Here is a 2,044-nt window from a genome sequence, read left to right as displayed (position 1 = left end):
GCCGCGGCCGACGTCGTCATCTCCACACTGCCGCCCCGCGCGGCAGACGCACTGGCCGGGGAACTGGCCGAAGAGCTGGCGGCGAAACGGCCAGGAGAACTGCCTCCGCATGGCAGCCCGGGCGTCCTCCTGGACGTCGCCTATGATCCATGGCCCAGCCGGATCGCCGCGGTCTGGCAGGCCGCCGGCGGCACGGTGGTCCCCGGACTGGAAATGCTGATCTACCAGGCGGTGGAGCAGGTACGGCACTTCACCGGGCTGGGCGAGGCCCTCCCTGCCAGTGTCACAGATGTGATGTGTGACGCAGTCGGGGCGCCCCGACGGGTGTTCTAACCGCCCGACATGGCAGGATGGAATGTATGTTGCGTTGGTTGACTGCCGGAGAATCCCATGGCCCGGCACTGGTCGGAATAATTGAAGGCGTGCCCGCCGGTGTGGAACTCACCAGCGCCCACATCAGCGAGGCGTTGGCCCGCCGCCGGCTCGGCTATGGCCGCGGCGCCCGGATGAAATTCGAGCAGGACGTGGTCACGATCCTCGGCGGAGTCCGCCACGGCCTGACCCAGGGCGGCCCCGTCGCCATCCAGGTCGGCAACACCGAATGGCCCAAGTGGGAACAGATCATGTCCTCCGATCCCGTGGAGCCCGAAATCCTGGCCGACCAGGCCCGGAACGCCCCGCTGACGCGCCCGCGGCCCGGCCACGCAGACTTCACCGGCATGCAGAAATACGGCTTCGACGAGGCCCGCCCGGTCCTGGAGCGCGCCAGCGCCCGCGAGACGGCCACGAGGGTGGCGCTCGGCACGGTCGCCGCGGCCTTCCTCAAGCAGCTCGGCATCGAGCTCGTCTCCCACACCGTATCCATCGCCAGCGTCGCCGTGCCGGAGGGCCGGCCGCTGCCGGTGCCGGGCAACGTGCTCGCCCTGGATGCCGACCCGCTGCGCTGCTTCGACCGCGAAACCTCGGACGCCATGGTGGCCGAGGTCGACGTCGCGCACAAGGAAGGCGAAACCCTCGGCGGCGTCGTCGAAGTGCTTGCCTACGGCCTCCCGCCGGGACTCGGCAGCTACGTGCACTGGGACCGGCGCCTCGACTCGCGTCTGGCGGCCGCCCTCATGGGCATCCAGGCCATCAAGGGCGTTGAAGTCGGCGACGGCTTCCTGACCGCCGCGCGCCGCGGCTCCGCCGCCCACGACGAGATCGTCAAGGACGCGGACGGCAAGATCATCCGTACCTCCAACCGCGCAGGCGGGATCGAGGGCGGCATGAGCATTGGCGATGTCCTGCGCGTCCGTGCCGCCATGAAACCGATCGCCACCGTGCCCCGCGCGCTCAGGACGGTCGACGTCAGCACGGGGGAGGCCGCCAAGGCCCACCACCAGCGCTCCGACGTCTGTGCCGTGCCGGCCGCCGGTGTGGTGGCCGAGGCCATGGTGGCCCTCGTGATCGCCGAAGCGGTCGCGGAAAAATTCGGCGGTGACTCCGTGCAGGAGACCGCGCGCAACATCAAGGGTTACCTGGACAGCATTCCGGCGTCCCTGGACTCGATCGGCCACTAGTGCCGGCCGGGAAAACCGACGGGCCCTCCGCCGCGGCGGCGCCCGCGGCAAATATCGTTGGCCCGGTGGTCCTGATCGGACCGATGGCCGTGGGCAAATCGGCGATCGGACAGCAGCTCGCCGAGCACTTGGGGTGCGCCTTCATGGACACCGACGCCCTCGTCGTTGCCCAGCACGGGACGATTGCCGAGATCTTCGCCAGCCGCGGCGAGCACGCCTTCCGCGAAATGGAGGCGCGGGCCGTGGCCCAGGCCATCGAAGAGGCGCAGGGCGGCACTGCCGTCATTTCGCTCGGCGGCGGGGCCGTCCTTGATTCCGGTACCCAGCAGCTCCTGGGCCGCTGTACCGTTGTTTACCTCGAATGCGACGCCGGGACTGTAGCGGAACGCATCGCCAGAAATTCGGGCCGGCCGCTCCTGGCCGGCGACGCCATGGGCCGGTGGCGGACCTTGTTCGCCACCCGGCAGCCGGTCTACGAACGGCTC

Annotated in this window: 2 protein-coding genes and 1 pseudogene; all 3 read left to right on the top strand. The window is 69.9% G+C overall.

The window, feature by feature from the left end:
- Positions 1 to 333, top strand: a pseudogene (locus Y706_RS30160) (shikimate dehydrogenase); the annotation flags it as partial.
- Positions 334 to 359: 26 nt separating this feature from the next.
- Positions 360 to 1,559 (top strand): chorismate synthase, encoded by a 1,200-nt coding sequence (gene aroC / locus Y706_RS0109880; RefSeq protein WP_028276469.1) that lies wholly within the window; start codon positions 360 to 362, stop codon positions 1,557 to 1,559.
- Positions 1,560 to 1,612: 53 nt separating this feature from the next.
- Positions 1,613 to 2,044: shikimate kinase (locus Y706_RS28060; protein WP_275450879.1), on the top strand; the 432-nt coding region annotated here is incomplete at its 3' end.

It is taken from the genome of Arthrobacter sp. I3, from assembly GCF_000520575.1.
In the GTDB taxonomy this organism is placed as follows: Bacteria; Actinomycetota; Actinomycetes; order Actinomycetales; family Micrococcaceae; genus Arthrobacter; species Arthrobacter humicola_A.
Note: the sequence above shows the minus strand (reverse complement) of the source record. Positions and strands in the feature narration are given on the sequence as shown.

Bases quoted from the DNA above. Each gene is read 5' to 3' on its own strand.
- aroC (WP_028276469.1), top strand. From the start codon at position 360: ATGTTGCGTTGGTTGACTGCCGGAGAATCCCATGGCCCGGCACTGGTC.